Source organism: Nocardiopsis sp. FR4 (assembly GCF_009830945.1).
Classification (GTDB): Bacteria; Actinomycetota; Actinomycetes; order Streptosporangiales; family Streptosporangiaceae; genus Nocardiopsis.
The window spans coordinates 57,064-78,960 of the sequence record NZ_VWVV01000035.1 but is presented as its reverse complement, the minus strand read 5'-3'; the positions used below and the strand labels follow the sequence as shown (position 1 = coordinate 78,960).

General features: G+C 70.4%; 20 protein-coding genes and 2 tRNA genes. 15 read left to right on the top strand and 7 right to left on the bottom strand.

Annotated elements, in window-relative coordinates; all coding sequences use genetic code 11:
• Positions 1-805: 805 nt before the first annotated feature.
• Positions 806-1,381, bottom strand: a complete 576-nt coding sequence (locus FYW95_RS24510) for a hypothetical protein (protein WP_160050889.1) — start codon at positions 1,379-1,381, stop codon at positions 806-808.
• Positions 1,382-1,393: 12 nt separating this feature from the next.
• Positions 1,394-1,582 carry a helix-turn-helix domain-containing protein gene (locus tag FYW95_RS24505; RefSeq protein WP_160050888.1) on the bottom strand — a complete coding sequence of 63 codons (189 nt, stop codon included), beginning with the start codon at positions 1,580-1,582 and terminating at the stop codon, positions 1,394-1,396.
• 116 nt (positions 1,583-1,698) lie between these two features.
• Here FYW95_RS24505 and FYW95_RS24500 point away from each other — a divergent pair, with 116 nt between their 5' ends.
• Positions 1,699-2,289, top strand: a complete 591-nt coding sequence (locus FYW95_RS24500; protein ID WP_160050887.1) for a hypothetical protein — start codon at positions 1,699-1,701, stop codon at positions 2,287-2,289.
• Between the two features lie 45 nt (positions 2,290-2,334).
• Positions 2,335-3,534 carry a tyrosine-type recombinase/integrase gene (locus tag FYW95_RS24495; RefSeq protein WP_160050886.1) on the top strand — a complete coding sequence of 400 codons (1,200 nt, stop codon included), beginning with the start codon at positions 2,335-2,337 and terminating at the stop codon, positions 3,532-3,534.
• Between the two features lie 70 nt (positions 3,535-3,604).
• Here the strand turns inward: FYW95_RS24495 and FYW95_RS24490 are convergent.
• Positions 3,605-3,689: transfer RNA gene (locus FYW95_RS24490), tRNA-Leu, on the bottom strand.
• A gap of 143 nt (positions 3,690-3,832) precedes the next feature.
• Between FYW95_RS24490 and FYW95_RS24485 the strand changes: the two genes are divergently transcribed.
• The 10 genes from FYW95_RS24485 to FYW95_RS24440 all read left to right on the top strand — a co-directional run bounded on the left by FYW95_RS24485 (position 3,833) and on the right by FYW95_RS24440 (position 18,252).
• Positions 3,833-5,155, top strand: coding sequence for a M20/M25/M40 family metallo-hydrolase (locus tag FYW95_RS24485; protein ID WP_159944086.1), 1,323 nt, complete (start codon positions 3,833-3,835; stop codon positions 5,153-5,155).
• A 228-nt stretch (positions 5,156-5,383) separates the two neighbouring features.
• A complete protein-coding gene (locus FYW95_RS24480) occupies positions 5,384-6,415 on the top strand; it encodes a hypothetical protein (RefSeq protein ID WP_159944087.1) in 1,032 nt (343 codons plus the stop codon).
• 152 nt (positions 6,416-6,567) lie between these two features.
• Positions 6,568-7,296 carry a chaplin family protein gene (locus FYW95_RS24475; RefSeq protein ID WP_159944088.1) on the top strand — a complete coding sequence of 243 codons (729 nt, stop codon included), beginning with the start codon at positions 6,568-6,570 and terminating at the stop codon, positions 7,294-7,296.
• 319 nt (positions 7,297-7,615) lie between these two features.
• The gene (locus tag FYW95_RS24470; RefSeq protein ID WP_160050885.1) at positions 7,616-8,845 is read left to right on the top strand and encodes a chaplin family protein; all 1,230 of its coding nucleotides are present in this window, start codon (positions 7,616-7,618) and stop codon (positions 8,843-8,845) included.
• Between the two features lie 796 nt (positions 8,846-9,641).
• Entirely contained in the window at positions 9,642-12,431 is a 2,790-nt protein-coding gene (topA, locus tag FYW95_RS24465; RefSeq protein ID WP_160050884.1) for a type I DNA topoisomerase, read from the top strand.
• A 263-nt stretch (positions 12,432-12,694) separates the two neighbouring features.
• Complete coding sequence (gene tmk, locus FYW95_RS24460; RefSeq protein ID WP_159944091.1) at positions 12,695-14,803, top strand: dTMP kinase; 2,109 nt, start codon at positions 12,695-12,697, stop codon at positions 14,801-14,803.
• Positions 14,804-14,997: 194 nt separating this feature from the next.
• Complete coding sequence (locus tag FYW95_RS24455) at positions 14,998-16,170, top strand: DNA polymerase III subunit delta' (RefSeq protein WP_159944092.1); 1,173 nt, start codon at positions 14,998-15,000, stop codon at positions 16,168-16,170.
• Between the two features lie 139 nt (positions 16,171-16,309).
• Complete coding sequence (locus tag FYW95_RS24450; RefSeq protein ID WP_236567936.1) at positions 16,310-17,836, top strand: alpha/beta hydrolase; 1,527 nt, start codon at positions 16,310-16,312, stop codon at positions 17,834-17,836.
• Positions 17,837-17,880: 44 nt separating this feature from the next.
• Positions 17,881-17,953 (top strand) — tRNA-Thr (locus tag FYW95_RS24445).
• Between the two features lie 110 nt (positions 17,954-18,063).
• Positions 18,064-18,252: a hypothetical protein gene (locus tag FYW95_RS24440; protein WP_159944093.1), complete on the top strand. Its 189-nt coding sequence runs from the start codon at positions 18,064-18,066 to the stop codon at positions 18,250-18,252.
• Between the two features lie 7 nt (positions 18,253-18,259).
• Here the strand turns inward: FYW95_RS24440 and FYW95_RS27855 are convergent, their stop codons facing one another.
• Both FYW95_RS27855 and FYW95_RS24435 read right to left on the bottom strand, forming a co-directional pair.
• Positions 18,260-18,415: a hypothetical protein gene (locus FYW95_RS27855; protein WP_201295017.1), complete on the bottom strand. Its 156-nt coding sequence runs from the start codon at positions 18,413-18,415 to the stop codon at positions 18,260-18,262.
• A 67-nt stretch (positions 18,416-18,482) separates the two neighbouring features.
• Complete coding sequence (locus tag FYW95_RS24435; RefSeq protein WP_159944094.1) at positions 18,483-19,310, bottom strand: exonuclease domain-containing protein; 828 nt, start codon at positions 19,308-19,310, stop codon at positions 18,483-18,485.
• Between the two features lie 113 nt (positions 19,311-19,423).
• Between FYW95_RS24435 and FYW95_RS24430 the strand changes: the two genes are divergently transcribed.
• Entirely contained in the window at positions 19,424-19,636 is a 213-nt protein-coding gene (locus FYW95_RS24430; RefSeq protein WP_159944095.1) for a hypothetical protein, read from the top strand.
• Positions 19,637-19,672: 36 nt separating this feature from the next.
• A complete protein-coding gene (locus FYW95_RS24425; protein ID WP_159944096.1) occupies positions 19,673-20,050 on the top strand; it encodes a hypothetical protein in 378 nt (125 codons plus the stop codon).
• 7 nt (positions 20,051-20,057) lie between these two features.
• Here FYW95_RS24425 and FYW95_RS24420 read toward each other — a convergent pair whose 3' ends face one another.
• Positions 20,058-20,555: a cupin domain-containing protein gene (locus FYW95_RS24420; RefSeq protein ID WP_159944097.1), complete on the bottom strand. Its 498-nt coding sequence runs from the start codon at positions 20,553-20,555 to the stop codon at positions 20,058-20,060.
• A gap of 499 nt (positions 20,556-21,054) precedes the next feature.
• Here FYW95_RS24420 and FYW95_RS24415 point away from each other — a divergent pair, with 499 nt between their 5' ends.
• Positions 21,055-21,267, top strand: a complete 213-nt coding sequence (locus FYW95_RS24415; RefSeq protein WP_159944098.1) for a hypothetical protein — start codon at positions 21,055-21,057, stop codon at positions 21,265-21,267.
• 60 nt (positions 21,268-21,327) lie between these two features.
• Here the strand turns inward: FYW95_RS24415 and FYW95_RS24410 are convergent, their stop codons facing one another.
• On the bottom strand, positions 21,328-21,855 hold the full coding sequence (locus FYW95_RS24410; RefSeq protein ID WP_201295016.1) for an inorganic diphosphatase: 528 nt from the start codon (positions 21,853-21,855) through the stop codon (positions 21,328-21,330).
• Positions 21,856-21,897 lie beyond the last annotated feature (42 nt).

The window sequence follows — 21,897 nt, the reverse complement described above, 5'->3', positions numbered from 1 at the left end:
GAGCGCCAGGCGGCCAATCTCCTTCAGCCACGACAGCGGCAAAGCCATGACAGCCATACCTGGCGCTCCTGGGGTCCTCCCGACCCTACAGACGGTCAGGAACGAACCCCATGAAGAAAGGTAAGGAGCTATGAGCGACCTTATCAGTCGTGCGCTGTCCGCGTTCGCGGCAACGCTGCTTGCCCTTGCCTACCCGGGCGTCTCTGTAGAGGCCCTGACAGCCTCTCAGGAGGCTTCCGAGAGGGAAGACCCTCCCCCGGTCTTCCCGGCGCCCCAGGGGGCCTCTGAGTGCCCCTCTTGCGCTGTCCGGAAGAGGTCTACCCGGGTACGTGGCTACTCCCGGCCTGTAAGGGCTCCCTACGCCTTCGGCTCTGCTGAGTGGTGGGAAGCGCACAACGCTTCCAAGCATCCCCGGGCGTTCATCATCAACGACCGGCCTTATCGGCAATACATCTCATAACCTCATGGCATGAGATAGGCCCCGACAGTTGGCGCTGTTGGGGCCTCTCTATGGGGGTAGATGGTTGAGTAGCGAATGGAACCAATGAAACACTCCAAGTACCCGGAACGGAGTGAGGATACTTGGAGATGTGAAATTGGAGGTTCCATAGTACGGCCATCCATTAAGGGGATGGCCTAGTTGCCAGGACTCGGAGACCTCAAGTCGAAGAGTCCATGAAAAATAAACACGGCCAGGGTTCGAAACCCTGGCCGTATATTTTTAATAGAATAGTCTTATTTAGCGCTTGGAGCTTGAGGCTCCAAGCTAAAACATTCTGACTTATACCTTCCTTCTTAGACACCGCTACACGGTGGACTCCTTAATCCACGCGCAACCCCAGCAGGTACAACCTTCCTCATATGTGCACTCATCACGGCCGGGATCTACCTCTTCCGAGCTTTCTTCAACCTGTTGAGCTGCAAGCGCTTTCCTGAGTGGTGCATCCCCGAGGTCAACCACGTCAACGACTTCCGGGGCTAGCGAGCCCGTAAGTGCCCGGAAACCATCGTTCTTCGTCCCTGCAAGATCATTCACAAGAACACATGGAACCGAGAGTGCCAACCTTGGTGCACGACCCTTCTTCCCTCTCTGTGTCAGCACTCCAGACTCTAGAAGGATGTCGAGTTGTTCATAGAGATTGTGCCCGTTTCCACTGAACCCTAGATCTTGGGCGATTCTGGTGATCCCGACTTGGGATAGATTAGTTCTCCCGTTGATGTGCCATGAAACCGCAGTGCTCACGTGAAGTGCGTTACGCATGCATGCTTCCCCATTGAGCAACCCTCTTGGCTTCTTGAACTCTTGGAATACCATCCTCTGCCAGAGGATGACCGCATCTGCATACGCTCTATCTAGAATCCTTCTTGGCTGTGCTTTCATAAATTTCCTCCCCTAGTAGCTCACTCGATTGGCCTCTAGCCAGTTCTCAATATCGCGCTCTCTGAATCGAAGGTGTTTTCCGACCTGGAAGCCAGGGAGTTCCCACTTCCGCCACTCGCTGTAGACGGTCCGCTTGGGGACGTTCAGGTGATTTGCCAGGTCCTCCACGCTCATGAGTGCGTTGGGAGTCTTGGTCTGCATGGGTCTCCGTCTCGGTAGTTCCATCGTGGTACACGGTAGCTTCCAGCCTGTGTGTGCCCCCCGACTCTAGATTGACACATGGCGTACGTCAAGTGCTGTGTGCTACTGTGCTCCGTATGAACCGAGATGAACTTGATCCAAGTGCCTACGGCTGGGAGCTTCCGGAAGGTTGGCGGCTCTACGCCTACGAAGAGGGCGGGGAACCCGCCATCCTCGAAGCGACCTTCGATGTGGGAGAGGGCTGTTACGCCCTGGTGGAGGCGCACGTACACGCGCCGTTCAACGGACCCACCCGTGTGACCGTCGTCGCTGAGACCACCGAAGCCGCCAACCAGAGTGACGGCGTCACGGTCGAGATGATGCGAGGTGTCCCGCTAGGGGAGGCAAGGCGGGTGATCACGGAATGGGTGCATCGCATCCGTGCTGAGGTCTCTCCCGAAGACGCTCCCGCTCCTCTCCCCGCAAGGGTGGAGTCTCCCAGGGACTACGCCATGGTCGCCAGGGAGTACGTCCGTCTGATGGGAGCGGGTGAACGTCGTCCCATTGAGGTCATGGCCCAAGCGTGGGGAATCTCCCGGAACACGGCCAGCGCACGTGTCCGGCGTGCGCGGAGTAGAGGACTGCTCATGCAGACGGGGCACACCACGGGACGACTCAGCGCAAAGCTCACAGAAGCGGCTGAGGATTTGCTGAGAGAAGACGAGTAGCCCCCACCCGGAAAGCTGAGCACTCACAAGAGACGAAGGAGTGTTGTGTCTCGCAAGAGATCGAACGGTGACGGAAGCGTCGCCCCTCGGACCCTCAAGAGCGGCAAGACCGTCTATGACGTGTGGGTCTCGTACACCAATCCCGTCACGGGGTTGAAAGAGCGGTACATCAAGAAGGGGTTCAAGACCAAGACGGAGGCTGAGAAGCACCGTCGCGAGAAGGTGGCCGAAGCCCAGCGTCAGGCGCTGGTCAACCCGTCAGACCAGAAGCTGAGTGTCTACCTGGACACCTGGTTGGAAGGCCACCGGATCAAGCAGCAGACCAAGGCAGGCTATGAGCGCAAGATCCGCCTCCACGTCAAACCCCATGTGGGGGAGGTGAAGCTAGGGAGGCTCACAGGGATCATGCTCACGAAGCTCTACAGGACCCTGGAGGAGAAGGGGAGTCCCTATCCGGCAAAGGGCCCTCTGAGCGCTCGGAGCGTCCGAGAGGTTCACACGATTCTCTCTGCGGCTCTCAACCAGGCCGTGAAGGATGGCCTCCTGGTGGTGAACCCCGCTGTCCAGGCGAAGCCCCCGACGACGAAGGAAGCGGCTCCCCCGGAGTTCTCCGTCTGGTCGGGGGAGGAGTTGAGGGCCTTCCTCCACGCGGAGAGGGACACGGCTCACCACCCGGTATGGCACTTCATCGCATCGACAGGGGTACGGCGTGGCGAAGCCCTGGGGCTTCGGTGGCAGGACATCGACCTTGAGGCCAAGACGGCGGTGATCCGTCAGACGGTCGGTGTGATCGAAGGCAGGATCATTCGGGAACCGCTCCCGAAGAGCAGCAAGCCCCGTGTGATCGACCTGGATGAGAAGACGGTCAAGGTCCTCAAGCGGCACAGGGTCACTCAGGCCAAGGAGCGCTTGGAACTCGGGTCACGGTGGTTGGATGAGGGCCTGGTCTTCGCCAAGGGTTCCTACCGCCTGAGGAAGGGCACCTTCGCGGGTGGTCCCATGCATCCCGACAGGGTGTCGAGAGTGTTCGATGCCCGTATCCACAAGCACGGGCTCAAGGACATCCGGCTTCACGATCTGAGGCACACGTGGGCGACGCTGGCTCTCAAGGCCGGGGTTCCCGTCAAGGTGGTTCAGGAGAGGTTGGGTCACGCCAACCCGTCCATCACGATGAACATCTACGCTCACGCGCTCCCGGGCATGCAGGCCCACGCGGCTGAGCAGGTGGCAGCCCTCTTCGGCTGACACGATCCCGTTGCACCCTCCGTTGCAACCCGGGCATGAAAAAAGGCCCTGTCACCAGGGCCTTTCATTGTGTCCGAGGGGGGACTTGAACCCCCACAGCCTTAACGGCCACTAGCACCTCAAGCTAGCGCGTCTACCTATTCCGCCACCCGGACTGGGCATATCCGGCGCTCCGCTCCGGACAGATCAACCATAGCAAAGGTCTGAGGTGGCACGAACCAGGTTTTCCGTCGGCCGGGACCGTGGCAGGGTCGGGGAGGACAGTAGGGCAGAAGGTGCGGCTGGACGGGAGCGTCACATGGCAGAGCCAGACAGGGACCTGAGCGCGGCCGAGGTCGAGGTGGTCGACCTGTGCCGGGAGCTCATCGAGTTCGACACCTCCAACTACGGCGACCACTCGGGGCCCGGTGAGCGTAAGGCCGCCGAGTACGTCGCCGGCAAGCTCGACGAGGTCGGCGTCGAGTCGCGGATCTACGAGAAGCACCCGGGACGCAGCAACCTCGTGGCGCGGATCACGGGGGAGGACCCCGGCCGTCCCCCGCTGCTCATCCACGGCCACCTCGACGTCGTTCCGGCGGCCCCGGAGGACTGGACCCGCCACCCCTTCTCGGGGGAGGTGGCCGACGACTGCGTGTGGGGGCGCGGCGCGGTCGACATGAAGGACATGAACGCGATGGTCCTGGCGATGCTGCGCCAGCGCCTGCGCGAGGGGCGCCGCCCCCCGCGCGACATCGTGCTGGCCTTCCTCGCCGACGAGGAGGCCGGGGGCGCCTGGGGCGCCCAGTACATGGTGAACGAGCACCCCGAGCTGTTCGCGGACTGCGACGCGGCGATCAGCGAGGTCGGCGGCTTCTCGTTCACCGTCGCGGAGAACCGCCGCCTCTACCTGGTGGAGACCGCGGAGAAGGGCATCGCCTGGATGAAGCTGACCGCGCGCGGCACCGCCGGGCACGGTTCGATGGTCAACACCGACAACGCCGTCACCGAGCTGGCCGCGGCCGTCGCCCGCCTGGGCGAGCACCGCTTCCCCGTCCAGCTCACGCCGACCGTGCGGACCTTCCTGGAGGAGATCTGCGAGGAGTTCGGCATCCCCTTCGACGAGGGGGACGTGGAGGCCACGGTCGCCCGGCTGGGGCCCATCGCCCGCATGATCGGGGCCACCCTGCGCAACACCCTCAACCCCACGGTCCTGGGCGGCGGCTACAAGGCCAACGTCATCCCGGGCGAGGCGACCGCCCAGGTGGACGGCCGGTTCCTGCCGGGCACCGAGGAGACGTACTTCGCCGAGATCGACCGCCTGCTGGGCCCCAAGGTCAGCCGCGAGTTCATCCACCACCTGCCCGCGGTGGAGACCTCCTTCGACGGGGGACTGGTCAGCGCCATGTCGGAATCCCTCCTGGCCGAGGACCCCGGGGCCAAGGCCGTGCCCTACTGCCTCTCCGGCGGCACGGACGCCAAGAGCTTCTCCCGCCTCGGCATCCGCAACTACGGTTTCGCCCCGCTGAAGCTGCCCCCGGAGCTGGACTTCGCGGGCATGTTCCACGGGGTGGACGAGCGCGTGCCGGTCGACGGTCTCCGGTTCGGCGTCCGGGTGCTGGACCGTTTCGTCGGGTTGAGCTGACCTCGCGCCGTTTTGCGGCGTCCCGGCTGGTGAACCGCGTCGAGAACTTTCTCGACGTGGTCACCAAACTGTCGTGTAGTAACCGAGAGTGGTGCTACGGTTGCGTTGAGTTCGACGGTGTCGTGGTTCTCCGCCCGCCTCAGCGGGTGTTCCACACGACGCCATCGTGCGACCGTGACGGAACAGCCGCACGGGACCGTCCAGCGGCAGCGAAACGAGGGGGCATCCATGGTGCTCACGGGTAAGGAGTGGCTGTTGACCAGCCGCGCCGCCCGTGTGTCCCGCAGGACCTGCGCCCGGCTGCTGCTCCTGGCCGGCATCGTCACCGTCGCGTGGCTGGCCGGGGGCATCGGTGTCGCCAGCGGCGAGACCGCCCCCGGGCCCGGCGACCTGGTGGACCGCGTCCTGGAGGTCGGCGACGGCGCCGAGCGCGCGGGGCGGTCCACGGCGCAGGAGATCCGCGGGGCGCGTCTGCCCGACGCCACGGCTCGCGCCGCCTCCGCCACCGAGTCGCTCACCGAGACCGTCGTTCCGCAGGCCGCGGCACTGCCCGGGCAGGCGCTGGACGACACCGGTGTCACCGCCAGGCTCGACGAGTCCAGGACCGGTGCCGCCACCAACAGGGTGGTCGACGACATCACCCAGGCGGTCGACGGGACGGCCCGCGGCGCGGGCGACCTCGTCGGAGGCCTGGCCCGCCACGGACACGCCGTCGTGGAGTCCACTGACGGGTCCCTGCGCGACAGCCGCCTGGTGGGCGCGGTCGCCGAGGGGCTGGACGACTCCGCGCGCGCCGTCCGGGGCGGTATCGGCGGAGCCGTCAGCGGCGGTGCCCCGCTCGACCTCCCGGTCCTGGGCCTCGCCGACGAACCCGCCGTCACCCCGCCCGCGCCGTCGGTCAAGCGCACCGCTGACACCGACGAACGCGGTTCCGGGTCGCCTCGGTCCCGCGCCGGCGTCCCCGCGGCCGTCCACGCTCTCGTGGATCCGGCCGTGTGGAACCCGGCCGCAGCCGAGGACCCGGCCGCCGACGAGGACCCCGGGGAGCGCATCCGCCTCATCGCGGGCGGGGCGCACCACCCCGCCGGGACGGACGCCACCGGTGCCACCGCACCGTCCTTCCCCGCTCCCGGTGCCGCCGGTTTCCTCATGGCCCGGGCCAACCACCTGGTTCCCCGGGTCCAGCGGGTCGCCCTCCCCGGCGACCCCACCCTGGTCGTCCGCGACGCTGCGGACGACCCCACCTTCTCGCCTGACTAGCCGCCGTCACACGACCGCGGCCGGTCCGTGCGCTCCTTCGCGCAACCGCCCCACAGGGGTGCGTCTTCTGGCCTTCCCGGAGCACGAAGCTCTCCGTCCGCGGTCGACGAGTAGCTGACTGGCAGAAACTCTCGCTGACCAAAGGACATGCGATGACCTATGACACGCACGCCCGGATCGCCGCGCTACTGGCTGCGGGCCTGCTCGCCACCACCTGCGGAATGGCCCACGCCGACATCGTGACCAGCGGAAACGGATCCATCGCGGGCGGCAACCAGTTCGTGGCCGACCTCGACGTTCCCGTCAACGCCTGCGGCAACGCCGTCTCCGTCCTCGGGGTGGCCGGGGCCAACTGCGCGGGTGGTGACGCGGTGGTCGTGGACCACCCCGATGACAGCTCCGTCAGCAAGCCGCGGCCGCCGGAGAAGCCCGCGGAGCCGGAGCCGCCCAAGAAGCCGGAGGACCCCGGCTACGGCGAGGAGCCCGGGAAGCCGGAGAAGCCCGCGGAGCCGGAGCCGCCCAAGAAGCCGGAGGACCCCGGCTACGGCGAGGAGCCCGGGAAGCCGGACAAGCCCGCGGAGCCGGAGCCGCCCAAGAAGCCCGAGCCCCCCAAGGAGCCCGAGCAGCCCGGCTACGAGGAGCCCGGTGACGAGGGGCCGGACCACGACAAGCCGGGGGACGGCGGCCCCGGCGGTCCCGGGGAGGTGCCGCCCCCGCCGGGCCAGGTCGCCCCGCCCGCCAACGAGGTTCCGGCTCCTGAGCTCCCGGTCACCGGGACGGACGGCGGTGCCCTGTCCGGCCTGGTCGCCGCCGCCGTCGCCGCCGTCGCGGCCGGCGCCGGACTGATCCTGGCCGGGGCGCGCCGCCGCGTCCGGGCCTGAGGTCGGCCTCCCGGGCCGCTCGCGGCCCGGGGGCTGACGCGAGTCCCGTAGCACCGGCCAAGGCCATGTGCGCGGGGTTCACGTCAGCTGCCGCCCCGCGGGGGCGGAGCTGGCCAACGGGGCGCGCGCGTCCGCCCGCAACCGGCGGAGCCCGGACGTGGCGCACTTCCCAGAACCGGCGACACGCACCGACCAGGTGTGAGGCCGACCGGATGATCCCCGGCCTTGGCCGAAGGCCCGCACCCCACCCAGGGGCGTGGAACGGCCTGTGGCCCAAGCACACACCTTCTCATCGACAGTTTCCGAAAGGACCTCCCACATGCGTAAGTGGGCCAGCACCTCAGCGAAGTCCGTGCTGCTGACAGCGGGCTTCGTCGCGCTGGGCAGCGGCGTGGCCTTCGCTGACAGCGACGTCGCCACCAGCGGCAACGGATCGATCCTCGGCGGCAACCAGGCCGTGGTCAACGGGGACATCCCCGTCAACGTCTCGGGCAACGCCATCGGCGCCGTGCTCGGCGTGGCCGGGGCCAGCAGCACCGACAGCGACGCCCTGGTACTCGAGGGCCACGGACACAAGCACGGCCACGGCCACAAGGGCGGCCACGGCCACCGTCACCACCACCACGGCCCGGACGTGGCCACCAGCGGCAACGGCTCGATCCTGGGCGGCAACCAGCTGGTCGTGGACCTGGACGTGCCCGTGAACGTGGCGGGCAACGCGATCGCCGCCGTGGGCAGTGTCGCGGGCGCGGCGGCCACCGACACCGACGCCCTGGTGCACGACGGCCACAAGGGCGGCCACGGCCACAAGGGCGGCCACGGCCAGCGCGAGCACTCCTCCGCACCCGCCGAGTACACGGCCATGGACCTGCTGCACGAGGCCGCCGAGAACGCCACCATCATGCCGCTGCCGGACACCTCCGGCGTCGACGCGGGCCTCCTGCGCCAGTCGGCCCCCCGCGAGCACCAGTCCGCCGGGCACGGCCACCACGGCCACGGGGGGATCGTCACCTCGGGCAACGGCTCGCTGATCGGCGGAAACCAGGGCGTGATCGCCCTGGACGTCCCGGTGAACGTGGCGGGCAACGCGGTCGGCGCCGTCGGCGGCGTGGCCGGTGCCGCCTCGACCGACACCGGGGCCCTGGTCCTGGAGGACGAGGAGTACATCGCCACCTCCGGCAACGGCTCGATCCTGGGCGGCAACCAGCTGGTCGCCGATGGCGACATCCCGATCAACGTCACCGGCAACGCCGTGGCCGCGGTCGTGGGCGTGGCCGGGGCCAGCAGCACCGACAACGCCGCCGCCGTCGTGCACCAGAGCGCCACCGAGCCCCAGGCCAGCGCGCTGGACTCGATGCCCCTGGTCCAGGAGCTGCCCGAGGTCCCGGTCTCGGATCTGCTGCCCGCCGAGTACCAGGTGAGCGAGAGCACCCACCAGGCCGTGCGGGAGCACGCTCCCGAGCAGGCCGACCAGCTGCCCGAGTCCGCGCCGTACGAGCTGGCCGACCCCGTCGGCGGGCTGCTCGGCGCCGCGGGCGTGGGCCTGTAGCGACAGGACACGTGACCGTGCCCGCGGCCACGCCGCCCTGAGGGGAACGGCACCTCGTTCCGTGAGGAACGCGGTGGACTGCGAGGTGCCGAACACCACGGGGCGGCGGTGGCCCGGGGCGGGGTCACGCAGCGGCACCCCGAGTGCCGCGCGCGTCGGCCGGGCTGGACCGCTTGCCTCCGCTCTTCCCGTTCCGTGAGGAACGCGGTGGACTGCGGGGAGTGTGGAGGCGAGGGTTGCCAGTCGGGCCGGGGACGTAAGCCGAGTCCTCCCGGGAATATCCGGGAGGACTCGCCGCATTCTGGGGGGAGTGGGCACGGACGGCGGACACGCCGACGGCGCGCTCGGCTCCCGGAGCAGCCTGTCGGCCCCGGGTCGGAGCCGTCGGACGGGTCGTGTCGTCCGAGAGAGCCTGGTGTCCGCGGGAGCGGACCGCCGCGTCCGGGACACCCTGTCCGGGAACGGGGCGACCCGGTCTCCCCCGTGTGAGCAAAGTCACTACGGGGAAGCGTTATGGGTGCTCGTCAGAGGCCGTGACCACCAACCGGCGCGCGTTGCCGGGACGGCTCACGTACGCTACGGACCGATACCGGTGCGGGGAACGCTTATTCTGCGGATGCCGGTGGGCATGAGCCGGGTCCGGCCCCAAGCGACGGTGCCCCCGCCCGAAACGAAGAGGGACGGCCGCTCACCCACCGACGGGGGAGTGCCCGGAGCTTCGGTTAACGTCGGTTCCCACGGGACGCCGACGGACCGTGGCCGGACAGATCACGAAGGCTAGACGTAGGGGAAGAGCGTGCCACCCACGAAGGGCAGCGCCGGCAAGAACGGCTCGAAGGACAGCGGACGACCGGGGACGGGTACCGCCCTCGTCATCGTCGAGTCGCCCGCCAAGGCGAAGACCATCGCCGGTTACCTGGGGCGCGGCTACGTCGTGGAGTCCAGCATCGGCCACATCCGTGACATGCCCACCAAGGCCGCCGAGATCCCCGCCAAGTACAAGGGGCAGCCCTGGGCCAGGCTGGGCGTGGACGTCGAGGGCGACTTCGAGCCGCTCTACGTCGTCAACGCGGACAAGAAGTCGCACGTCAAGAAGCTCAAGGAGCTCATGGCGGACGCCGACGAACTCCTCCTGGCCACGGATGAGGACCGCGAGGGCGAGGCGATCGCCTGGCACCTCATGGAGGAGCTCAAGCCCAAGATCCCCGTGCGCCGCATGGTGTTCAACGAGATCACCAAGGAGGCCATCCAGCGCGCGGCCCGCAACACCCGCGACCTCAACACACGCCTGGTCAGCGCCCAGGAGACCCGGCGCATCCTGGACCGCCTCTACGGCTACGAGGTTTCGCCCGTGCTGTGGAAGAAGGTCATGCCCAAGCTCTCGGCGGGCCGCGTGCAGTCCGTGGCCACCCGCCTGGTGGTCGAGCGCGAGCGCGAGCGCATGGCCTTCACCTCGGCCGAGTACTGGGACCTCAAGGCGCTCTTCGACGTTCCCGGCACCTCGGCGGCGGCCGCGGACGCTCCCGCCTTCCCCGCCACCCTGGTCGCGGTGGACGGAACCCGCGTCGCCGTCGGCCGCGACTTCACCGCGCGGGGCGTACTGCGCTCGGACCGCGACGTGCGCCAGCTGGACGAGGCCGCCGCGCGCGGCCTGGCCGAGCGCCTGGCGGGCGCGGGCTTCTCCGTGCGCTCGGTGGAGCGCAAGCCCTACCGCCGCTCCCCCTACGCACCGTTCCGCACCACCACCCTCCAGCAGGAGGCCTCACGTAAGCTCGGGCTGTCCGCCAAGCAGACCATGCAGGTCGCCCAGCGGCTGTACGAGAACGGCTACATCACCTACATGCGTACCGACAGCACCACGCTGTCGGACAGTGCGGTCAACGCCGCCCGCTCCCAGGTGCGCGAGCTCTACGGCGCCGACTACCTGCCCGACAAGCCGCGCGTGTACGCCAAGAAGGTCAAGAACGCGCAGGAGGCGCACGAGGCGATCCGCCCCACCGGCGACACCTTCCGCACCCCCGCCTCCACCGGTCTGTCCGGCCCCGAGTTCCGGCTCTACGAGCTGGTCTGGAAGCGCACCGTCGCCTCGCAGATGAAGGACGCGGTCGGCGAGTCCGTCACCGTGCGCATCGAGGGCACCTCCTCCGACGGCGAGGTCGCCGAGTTCAGCGCGACCGGCAAGATCATCACCTTCCACGGCTTCCTCAAGGCCTACGTGGAGGGCTCCGACGACCCGGCCGCCGACCTCGACGACCGCGAGCGCCGCCTGCCCGCGGTGGCGGAGGGCGACCCCCTCAAGGCCCAGCACCTGGAGCCGGAGGGGCACAGCACACGGCCGCCCGCGCGCTACACCGAGGCCACCCTGGTCAAGGAGCTGGAGGAGCGCGAGATCGGCCGCCCCTCCACCTACGCCTCCATCCTCGGCACCATCCTGGACCGCGGCTACGTGTTCAAGAAGGGCACCGCGCTCGTGCCCTCCTTCCTGGCCTTCGCCGTGGTGCAGCTGCTGGAGCGGCACTTCGGCAACCTGGTGGACTACGAGTTCACCGCCCGCATGGAGGACGTGCTCGACGACATCGCCCGCGGCGAGGCCGAGAGCCTGCCGTGGCTGCGCCGCTTCTACTTCGGCGGCGAGGACCCCGAGGGGCACCGGGAGACCGGGCTCAAGGAGCTGGTGGACGACCACCTCGCCGACATCGACCCCCGGGAGATCAGCTCCCTGCCGCTGCCCGGCACCGACATCGTGCTGCGGGTCGGCCGCTACGGCCCCTACCTGGACCGCGACGGCGAACGGGTCAACGTGCCCGAGGACCTGGCCCCGGACGAGCTCACCAAGGAGAAGGCCGAGGAGCTGTTCGCCCAGCCCAGCGGCGACCGCGAGCTGGGCACGGACCCCGAGACCGGGCGTGTGATCGTGGCCAAGTCCGGGCGGTTCGGCCCCTACGTCACCGAGGTGATCGAGGAGCCGGAGGAGGAGGCCAAGGGCACGGCCAAGGCAAGGAAGGCCGCCAAGCCCAAGCCACGGACCAGCTCCCTGCTCAAGTCCATGAGCCTGGACACCGTGACCCTGGAGGACGCCCTGCGGCTGCTGTCGCTGCCCCGCGAGGTCGGCGAGCTCGACGGCGAGGTGGTGACCGCGCAGAACGGACGCTTCGGGCCCTACCTGAAGAAGGGCACCGACAGCCGCTCCCTGGAGACCGAGGAGCAGATGTTCACGGTCACCCTGGAGCAGGCCCGGGAGCTGTTCGCCAAGCCCAAGCAGCGCGGGCGCCGCGCGGCCGCCCCGCCGCTGCGCGAGCTGGGCAAGGACCCCGTGTCCGGCGCCACGATGCTGGTCAAGGACGGCCGCTTCGGTCCCTACGTCACCGACGGGGAGGTCAACGCCTCCCTGCGCAAGGGCGACGAGGTCGAGTCGATCACCGACGAGCGGGCCGCCGAGCTGCTGGCCGAGCGGCGGGCCAAGGCCCCCGCCAAGAAGCCCGCGGCCAAGAAGCCCGCCGCGAAGAAGACCGCCGCCACCAAGACGGCGGCGAAGAAGGCTCCGGCCAAGAAGACCGGTACGCCCAGATCCGCGGCCCAGGAGTAGCGGGCGCGGCCGGGCCGCGCCGGCGCCGTCTCCCGCCCGTTCACCCCGGGCACCCCTCCCCGGGGTGCCCGGGGAAGTACTATCGTCCGTGTTCACCCGGGACCGCCGCGCCTCCACCCCTGTCCGGAAGGCCTGTTCCGTACTACGCTTGGTGGGACTGACGGGGACGCGGAAACGAGTGTGACCCCCGAGGTAACCACCGAATTCCAGGCGGGCCGCAGGTCCGTCTTTCCCCTTCCCCCTCACCGATAATCTTGAGCGCTATGAGCAGATCTGCACCCCTGGGAGCGCCGGCCGAGGCGCGCCACGTCCTCGCGATCACACCCTTCCGAAGGCTGTGGATCTCGCTTTCCCTGTCCAGTCTGGGCGACTGGCTGAGCCTGCTGGCGCTGATGTCCCTGGCGGCCATCTTCACCGCCGACAGCTCCCAGCTCGTCCAGTACCTGGCCGTCAGCGGCGTGGTGGTGATCAAGCTCGCCCCGTCGATCCTGCTGAGCCCGCTCGCCGGGGTGGTCGCCGACCGCCTCGACCGCCGGTGGACCATGGTGGTCGGGGACGTCCTGCGCGGCCTGCTGTACGTCTCCATCCCCCTCGTGGGGCTCTTCTTCGCCGATTTCGCCCTGGAGTGGCTGCTCATCGCCAACCTCCTGGCCGAGATCGTCGCCCTGTTCTGGGCCCCCGCCAAGGACGCCACGGTCCCCAACCTGGTTCCCCGCAGGTTCCTGGAGCAGGCCAACCAGCTGAGCCTGCTCACGACGTACGGCACCGCGCCCGTCGCGGCCCTGCTGTTCGCCGCGCTGGCCTCCCTCAGCAACGTGCTCGGCGCCCTGCTGCCCTCGATGGCCAGCCCCGAGGCGGACGCCGCCCTCTACCTCAACGGCCTCACCTTCTTCGTCGCGGCGATCGTCGTCGCCGGACTGCCGATCCCCAAGCACCGCCCCTCCAAGGACAGCGAGAGCGACACCCGCGACAGCGGCATCCTGCGCGCGGTGTGGACCGGCTGGCGCTACGCGGGCGGCACGCCGCTCGTGCGCGGCCTGGTCCTGGGCATGATCGGCGCCTTCGCGGCCGGAGGCGCCGTCATCGGCGTCGGCCGCCTCCACGTGGAGGGCCTGGGCGCGGGCAACGCCGGTTTCGGCGTCGTCTTCGCCGCGGTCTTCGCGGGCATGGCCCTGGGCATGCTCGCCGGCCCCCGCGTGCTCAAGCAGTTCAGCCGCAGGCGCCTGTTCGGCCTCAGCATCGGCTTGGCCGGGCTGGCCCTGCTGTTCGCCGGGGCCGTCGCCGACATGGTGCTCACCGCGGTCCTCACCGCCCTGCTCGGCGTGGGAGCCGGTATCGCCTGGGTGATCGGCCTGACCATGCTCGGCCACGAGGTCGAGGACGAGTACCGGGGCCGCACCTTCGCCTTCCTGCACGGAGCCGCGCGCATCGCCCTGGTCGCCGCGACCGCGCTGGCGCCGCTGGCGGCCGGGTTCGTCGGCAGCTACGCCATCCCGGTCGGCCCGCTCACCTACGACCTGCGCGGCAGCGGCGTCGTGCTCATGGCCTCCGGCCTGCTGGCCCTGGTCGTCGCCCTGGTCTGCTACCGCCAGATGAACCGCGCCGACGACCCCGACGCGGGTCCCGGCCTGGTGCCCGAACTGGTCGCGGCGCTGCGCGGCGTGGCCCTCAGGGACGAGGAGGACGAGGCGGACAGGCCCGCCGGCGCGTTCATCGTCGTCGAGGGCGGCGAGGGCGCGGGCAAGTCCACCCAGGTGCGCGAGCTGACGGTGTGGCTGCGCGACCAGGGCTTCGAGGTGGTCGGAACCCGCCAGCCGGGCGCGACCAAGCTCGGCATGCGCCTGCGCGGCCTGCTGCTGGACCGGGAGAACTCCCACATCACCCCGCGCGCGGAGGTGCTGCTGTACGCGGCCGACAAGGCCGACCACGTCCAGCAGGAGATCCTGCCCGCCCTGCAGCGCGGCGCCGTGGTGATCAGCGACCGCTACGTGGACTCCCTGCTCGCCTACCAGGGCGCGGGCCGCGAGCTGTCGGTGGACGACATCCGCGGCATCAGCGACTGGGCCACCCAGGGCCTGGTGCCGGACCTGACGGTGCTGCTGGACGTGCGGCCCGAGGACGGCCTGTCCCGCCTGGGCGGCCCGGCCGACCGCATCGAGGGCGAGTCGGCGGAGTTCCACGCCCGCGTGCGCAAGGGCTTCCTGGACCTGGCCAAGGCCCACCCCGAGCGGTACCTGGTCCTGGACGCCCGCGAGCCCCGGGAGAAGATCACCCGCGAGATCCAGCGCCGGGTGCGCTCCCTGCTGCCCGACCCCGTGCCGAGCAGCGCGGAGGCGGTCACCGGCATGATCCCGGTGATCAGGAACGACTGACGCGCGGGAGCCTCCGGGAAGGGCGCGGGAGGCCGCGCCCCCGACGCGTCGGCGCCCGCGCGCACCCCGTCCGCCCCCGCCGGCCTCCCAGGGCCGACCGCTCCCGGCGAACGCGCCCTGTGGACAACGCCCCGCGCGTCGTCGGCGGCTCCTATCCTGAAGGTCCGATGTCAGCGGTGGCTCCAGGGGGAAGCGTGACGGTCTTCGACGACCTCGTCGGCCAGCGGGCCGCGGTGGCCCAGCTCCAGCGGGCCGTTCGCGGCGCCGCCGACCTCGTGGCGGGAGGTCGGGGCACCGGGATGACCCACGCCTGGCTCTTCACCGGGCCGCCCGGCTCGGGCCGGGAGGAGGCCGCCCGCGCCTTCGCCGCGGCCCTGCAGTGCGCCGACGGCGGCTGCGGGCACTGCGACTCCTGTCACCAGACCATGGCCGGCACCCACCCCGACCTGCTGTACGTGCGGCCCAGCGGGCTGAGCTTCGGTGTGGCGGCCACCCGTGAGCTGGTGCTGCGCGCGGGCTCCAAGCCCTCGGGCGGGCGGTTCCGGATCGTGCTGTTCGAGGACGCCGACCGCGCCACCGAGGCCGCCTCCAACGCCCTGCTCAAGGCCGTGGAGGAGCCCTCCCCGCGGACGGTGTGGTTGCTGTGCACACCCACCCCCGACGACCTGCTCGTCACCATCCGCTCCCGCTGCCGCCTGGTCACCCTCGCCACCCCGGGCACCGAGGAGCTGGCGGAGGCCCTGGTGCGGCGGGACGGGATCGACGCCGACACCGCGCGCGCCGCCGCCGTCGCCTCGGCCGGGCGGATCGACCGGGCCCGCCAGCTGGCCACCGACCCCGAGGCCCGCAGACGCCGGGAGGAGGTGCTGTCCATCCCCGCCCGCCTCGACGGCCTCGGCGCGTGCGTCAGCTCCGCCGCGCGGCTCTACGAGATCGCGGAGGAGGAGTCCAGGGCCCTCACCGCGGCGCTCGACGACAGGGAGCGCGAGGAGCTGCGGGCCGCGTTCGGCGAGGGGTCCACGGGCAAGGGCGTGGCCAAGGCGGTACGCGGTTCCGCGGGCGCCATGAAGGACCTGGAGGAGCGGCAGAAGCGCCGGGCCACCCGGACCAAGCGCGATTCCTACGACCGCGCCCTGCTGGATCTGGCGGCCTTCTACCGGGACGTGCTCACACTCCAGCTGGGCGCCCGGGTGCAGCTGTCCACGGCCGAGCGCTCCGGCGACCTGGAGCGGGTGGCGCGCTCCAGCACCCCCGAGTCCACCCTGCGCCGGATCGACGCCATCATGGAGTGCCGCGAGCGCATCGCGGCCAACGTGCACCCCCAGATCGCCATGGAGGCCATGACCTCCGCACTCCTGGCCGGCTGAGACCGGGACCCGTCCACCCCCGCCGGCGGTCGCCCTCCCGCCCCGGGGGACACCACCACGACACCCGTACCCTCCCCTCCCGCGCCCTTCCGGCTCCGGAGACGGCAGGGACCGAACCCCCCGAAGGAGACGGACACCAGTGACGAGGTTTCGCGGGACGTGTGCGCTCGCCGCGGCGGTACTGCTGGCGACGGCGTGCACGGCGGGCCAGGGGGAGCAGCTCCGGGAGGGCGGCCTCCCCGAGCCCTCGGAGGAGCTGGCCGACTTCGCCGGTCAGGAGCTGGTCTGGGGGGAGTGCGACAGCGGTGTCCCGGGCACCGAGTGCGCCACCTACGAGGTCCCCCTGGACTACGGGGACCCCGACGGCGAGCGCGTCGAGATCGCGGTCAAGCGGTTCCCCGCCGCCGGCGAGGCCGTCGGCTCCCTGGTGGTCAACCCCGGCGGTCCGGGGGGCTCGGGGTACGACTTCGTCGACAGCGCCGCCTACGTCGTCAGCGAGGCGGTGCGCGAGAGCTTCGACGTGGTCGGGTTCGACCCGCGCGGGGTCGGGCGCAGCTCGCCGCTGACCTGTCTGGACACCGAGGAGCTCGACGAGTTCCTCGCCGGGGTGGACGGCGACATGTCCGAGGTGACCGACGCGGAGCTGGCCGAGCTGGAGGCCGACAGCCGCGGCTTCGTCGAGGCCTGCCGGGCCAACGCCCCCGAGCTCATGATGCACGTGGGCACCGCCGACGTGGCCCGCGACATGGACGTCCTGCGGGCCCTGCTCGGCGACGAACAGCTCACCTACCTGGGCTTCTCCTACGGCACCCACATCGGCGCCCAGTACGCCGAGCAGTTCCCCGAGCGGGTGCGCGCCCTGGTGCTCGACGGAGCCATGGACCCCTCCCAGGGCCAGCTCGACCTCAGCGTGCAGCAGGCCACCGGCTTCGAGACCGCGCTGCGCGCCTTCGTGGACGACTGTCTGGACCGGCCGGACTGCCCCCTGGACGGGAACGGCGTGGAGGAGGGAGTCGCGTCGCTGACCGCCTTCCTGGCCGAGGCCGACGAGGAGCCGCTGTCCAACAGCATGGACGACCGCGAGGTCAACCGGGCCCGCGCCGAGTTGGGCGTGCTCGCCGCCCTGTACAGCGAGAACTGGTGGCCGCGCGTGCGCGGGGCGCTCACCGACGGCATGGAGAACGGCGACGGCACCGCGCTGATGCGGCTCGCCGACGACCTGTACGGGCGGGAGGACCCCGCGGCCTATGAGAACTCCACGGCGGCGCTCATCGCGGTCAACTGCTCCGACTCGCCCAGCCCGCGCTCCCCGGAGGCCTACGCCGAGGCGGCGGCCGAGGCCGGGGAGGAGTCGCCGGTCTTCGGTCCCATGCTGGCGTGGGGCGCGCTGCCGTGCGCCTACTGGCCCGAGGAGGCGGTCGCCCCCATGACGGAACTCGACGCGCGCGGAGCCGCCCCCATCATGGTCCTGGGCACCACCCGCGACTCGGCCACCCCCTACGCCTGGTCCGAGGCGCTGGCCGAGCAGCTGGACCCGGGCTTCCTGCTGACCCGGGACGGCGACGGCCACACCGGCTACGGCCAGGGCGACCGGTGCATCGACGCGATCGTGGACGCCTACCTCCTCGACCTGGAGGTGCCCGAGGACGGAATGGCCTGCGCCTGAGGGTACGGGGCACTCCCGGGAGACGCTAAACTGGTGAGCGCTGCGCCGCCTTAGCTCAGTCGGTAGAGCGATTCACTCGTAATGAATAGGTCGTCGGTTCGATTCCGACAGGCGGCTCCGAACACCAGGGCCCGTCCGGCTTCGCCGGACGGGCCCTCGGCGTGCGCGCCCTCGGCGACTCTTCGGGCCCCGTGTGTCGGGACCGGGCCGTGGGTAGGCCCAGCGACATGAGTCTGATGTTCATGTTGTTCGCGTTGTCGGGGGCCCTCCTCGTGCTCGGCGGCGGTTCCTACGCACTGCGCTGGATCCTCCTCCGCACACAGGACAGGGCCGTGGTGCCGGAGCGGCCCGCGGAGCCGGATCCGGGAAGAGGCGGTTACGTTCCCGCCTTCGAGGAGCTTCCCGGGGATCGCTGACCCCGGCTCAGGTGCGCTGCCGGTTCTGGAACCACCCCCACACCGCGGTGGCCACGAACAGAACGGCGCCGATGAGGGCGAGCCAGAGGAGCCCCTCGATGATGGTGCCGAGGATGGCCAGGACCAGCCACACCGCCAGCAGTACCAGGATCACGTAGACCATGCGTCCCCCTCAAAAAGACGTGCTTCGGGTCAGGAGACCTACCCGTTCCGCCACGGGACGCACACCCTCAGGGCCAGGTACCGTCCACCACGGCCCCGGGCTTGTCGCGGTTCAGCCACTCCTGGCGGTTGCGGGCGTGGACCAGGGCCCAGTCGACCTGGCGCCGGTGCAGCTCGTCCAGCCCCACCGAGGCCAGCTCCGGGTGCCGGGCGCCGATCTCCTCGGCCAGGGCCAGCGCGGCGGCGGCGTCGGCGGACGCGGTGTGGGCGTCGGTGAGCGGCACCCCGTAGTAGGCGCACATGGCGCCCAGGTTGCGCTTGCCCCTGCGGTAGGGCTCCACGCCGCGGTCGATGACCAGGGGGTCCACCACGGGCGCCGGGGGTCCGCCCAGGCGCTCGGCCAGGGAGGCCAGCCCGTGCCGCTCCAGCTCACGGGAGAGCACGCGCAGGTCGTAGGGGGCGTTGAAGACCACCAGCCCCCGACCGGCGGCGAGGTGGTCGGCCACGGCCCGGCCGATCTCCTCCAGGCACTCGGCGGCCGGGCGGCCCTCGGCGCGGGCCCGTTCCGTGCTGATCCCGTGCACGGCCACGGCGTCCGCCGGGATCTCCCGGGCGCCGGGGTCCACAAGCCAGGTGCGCGCCCCGCCGTCCCGGTCCACCAGCGCCGCCGACACGAGGAAGGCGGTGTCGGGGTCGCGCGAGGAGGTCTCGGAGTCGAAGCCCAGCAGGGGGGTGGTGTGCCAGCCCGGGTGGTCGCCGCGGGCCGGAGGCGTCGGGTGCGGTTCGTGCTCGGCGCAGTAGGTACGCCAGCGGCCGTTCTCCCTGAGGACGACGCCCTCACCGGTGCCGACGGCGGCCCGGCAGTCGGTGCATGTGCCGGGGTAGCGGTTGCGCATGGGTTCCTCTCGGCCATGAACTGCGGCGATGCGGGAACATCGTAGGACGGGGCACTGACAGGACGTGTGGTATCCGTGTGTGCAAGTGCCAACTTGTAGGGAAAGGGAGTGACATGAGTCTGGAAGAGGCATCACGTCAACTGGAAGCCGCCATCCACGACGCCCGGGTCTCCTTCGACTGCATCCTGCTGGAGGAGCTGGACCGGGCGCACACCAACGCCATCACCGCGCGCGCCGCCGTGGACGCCGCGGAACAGGCCATCCGGGTGGAGCTGGAGAGACGGCAGTCCGCGGAGGGATCCGAGCCCTCGGAGACCGCTGACTGATCGAACGGGTTTTCGAACCCGGGGTATGCTGGGGCCATGCCCGATCAGTCGCTGACGCCGGACTGGCCCGCGAGCGTGCACCCTCCCGGGTCGGACTCCTTCGAGCAGACGGCCCTGGTGTGGCTGTTCGACCGCGTGCCCGCCGACTACCGGCTGCACGGGGTGCTGCGCCGTCATCCCGTCGCCCTCTCCCGACTGGCCCTCCAGTACGTCTCCGCGGCACTGGAGGCCGCTCGGGAGGGGTACCGCACGGCCAGGGTCGACCTGCGTGACCACATGCCCCCGCACGCCCTGGACCAGGTGATGAACGCCTACCTCGCCGAGGGGCAGCGCATGGCGGCGGAGCTGCGGGCGATCGAGGCGGTCGACGCCGCCCTGCGCGCGGCCAGCGCGGAACGGGGCGCCGGTGACTGAGTTCGGCTCAGGCGCTCACGCGGACCACCACGGCCACCGCGTCACCGGTGTTCACGAGGTACTGGTCGCGGTCCTCGGCGGTCCCCACCACCCGGACCCGGCCCGCGGCGAGCTCGGAGGCCGAGCGCATCTGCCCGTCGGGGCCCGAGGCGATGAGGTGGGCGCGTCCGCTGACCAGGTACAGCACCTCCATGCCCTGCGGAGCGGGGTCGGGGACGAAGCTGTTGGGCTCGAGGGCCACGGTGGTCACCCGCATCCGGCCGCTCGCGAGGCGGCGGGCGGAGCGGGGGGCCAGTTGCCAGTGCCCGCGCCGGGCCGGCCACAGGGTCGGCCTGCCCAGGGCGGCGGCGGCGCCCCTGGCGGCGGACACCAGCCGTCCGACGGTCGGCTGGTGGCGTTCGCTCAGGTGCGCGTAGCCGGAGCGGCGTCCGGCGTCCACCACGTCACCGATCCCCTCCAGGGAGACGGGAGCTACCGCGGTGGTGGAGAGAGTCTGCTGGGGCATCGTGAGAGGATCCTTCACGTGCGCGCGTTCCGTGACGGGGGAACACGCGGATGTCGTCTGTGGACCCCGGCGCACCGGGGTGGCGGGTGCGGCTCCGGCCACGGAGACCAGGGGCACCCTGGGGCGTGTGCCTCGCGGCGGGGTCACGCGCTGGGGCGGACGGCGCGGAAGGGCACACGGTCGAACGGCGGCGTCATGCCTACTCGGTACGACGTCAGTGACGACAACACGGACACGCGGCGCGGGCCATGCGGCGGGAGGCCACGAGGGCCGTACGAGCCATGGCGTCGGTGCGCGTGAGCGGATGCATGGAAGTAAGGAGATCAGCAAAGACCCGGGGGAGTCAAGCTGTGGCCCGGCTTCTCCCGGACGTGTTGCGGGCGACACTCCGCGGTGGTGACATGTGGAACCCGGCACGCGAACGCGTCGGAATTACCACCATCCCCCCAGTCGTAGTGACAGGAGCGGCCGTTATGGCATCCGTCCCCAGAAGGCGCAGTTGAGCCCGGAGTCACCGGGGCTGTGGGCGCGCGTACTGGTGCGCGCGCTCGTGGTCGCGGCAGCCGGGGTGATGGCGCTCGGCTTCCTCGGTCCGGGGGAGGCCGCGCTGGTCGCTGCCCTGACCGCGCTCAGCTTCGTGCTGCTGTGGCTGCGCTCGCGTCCCCGGGGGCCGGTGGAGGCGCCTCCGCACCGCCCCCCGAGGACGGACTGAACGGCACGGCCCGGCGGGAGGAACTCCCACCGGGCCGTCACGTAGGCGTCGGAACGGCGCCTACTTGTCTTCCTTGACGTCGATGTGCGAGGAGTCGCCGTGCATCCCGGCCTCCTCGGCGCGCTTGACCGAGGCGATGATCTCCTGCTCGGCCTCGTGGCGGCCGACCCAGGTGGCGCCCTCGACCGACTTGCCCGGCTCCAGGTCCTTGTAGACCGTGAAGAAGTGCTCGATCTCCAGGCGCTCGAACTCGTTCACGTGGTGAATGTCACGCAGGTGCTCCTGGCGCGGGTCCGTGGCGGGGACGCAGAGCAGCTTGTCGTCGCCCCCGGCCTCGTCGCGCATACGGAACATGCCGATGGCACGGGCCCGGATGAGGCAGCCCGGGAAGGTCGGGGCCTTGAGCAGGACGAGGGCGTCCAGGGGGTCGCCGTCCTCACCGAGGGTTCCCTCGACGAAACCGTAGTCCGCGGGGTAGGTCGTGGAGGTGAACAGCATGCGGTCGAGACGGATACGACCGGTCTCGTGGTCCACCTCGTACTTGTTGCGCTCCCCCTTGGGGATCTCGATCGTAACGTCGAATTCCATGCTGATCTCGGCTCCCAATGCGACTAATGTCGCCGTATAACT